At 40.3% G+C, this 982-nt stretch carries 2 protein-coding genes (1 of these 2 cut by a window edge); both read right to left on the bottom strand.

The genetic code is table 11. The features are described 5' to 3' along the window. Positions 1–77, bottom strand: partial view of a septal ring lytic transglycosylase RlpA family protein gene (locus L654_RS0105090; protein WP_024607462.1) — the start only. 697 nt of this gene lie to the left of the window's left edge; only the first 77 of its 774 coding nucleotides appear in the window; the start codon lies at positions 75–77; the stop codon falls past the left edge of the window. Further along, positions 77–982: rod shape-determining protein RodA (gene rodA, locus L654_RS0105085; protein WP_024607461.1), on the bottom strand; the 906-nt coding region annotated here is incomplete at its 5' end. The genes rodA and L654_RS0105090, both read right to left, overlap by 1 nt.

Genomic DNA, 982 nt, shown 5'->3' with positions numbered 1-982 from the left:
CTACTTGAGCCGCTACTACATGCACTTAAAAGCAAAATTAATAACGTGGTAAATATAAGCTGATTAGTGTGTCGCATTATTTTAAAAGCATCCTTTTATCTGTTGCGATTGACATAATAATGCCAAATCCTGCCATTAACGTCACCATCGATGTACCACCATAACTAATCAGTGGTAAAGGTACGCCTACAACAGGTAATAAACCCGATACCATGCCTATGTTTACAAATACGTACACAAAAAAGGTGAGGGTGAGTGCGCCTGCGAGCAATTTACCAAATGCATCTTGTGCATTAACAGCAATGTATAAACCACGGCCAATAATAAATAAATAGAGACTAAGTAAAACACATACGCCAAATAAACCAAATTCTTCGCTTAAAACCGAAAATATAAAGTCGGTGTGGCGCTCTGGCAAAAATTCTAATTGCGATTGCGTACCAAGCAGCCAGCCTTTACCTTCTATACCGCCTGAGCCAATAGCAATTTTAGATTGAATAATATGATAACCCGAACCGAGCGGATCGCTCTCAGGGTCTAAAAAGGTGAGTACACGCTGCTTTTGATAATCGTGCATACCGTAGTGCCAAAATGGCCATGCGGCAAGCGCTACAATAGAGCTTAAAAAGCCGATTAAACGCCAACTTAATCCAGACAAAAACAAAACAAATATACCTGAACTTGCAATAAGTATAGCGGTACCTAAATCGGGTTGTTCTTTAATTAATAATGTAGGGAGCATTACAATCATAAAGCCAATAATTAAGTGCATTGGCCGAGGAGGTAAGTGATTTCGCCCTATATACCAAGCTACCATCATTGGGACTGCCAGCTTCATTAATTCTGCAGGTTGAAACCGTGTCACCCCTAAATCGAGCCATCGCTGTGCGCCTTTTGAGCTTACACCAAATAAAAGTACACCCACTAGCATTAATAAACCAACGCAATAAAGTGGGATCACTAAACGCTTTAATGTGGCAGG

The organism is Pseudoalteromonas sp. TAB23, from assembly GCF_000498075.1.
GTDB classification, from domain to species: Bacteria; Pseudomonadota; Gammaproteobacteria; order Enterobacterales; family Alteromonadaceae; genus Pseudoalteromonas; species Pseudoalteromonas arctica.
Note: the sequence above shows the minus strand (reverse complement) of the source record. Positions and strands in the feature narration are given on the sequence as shown.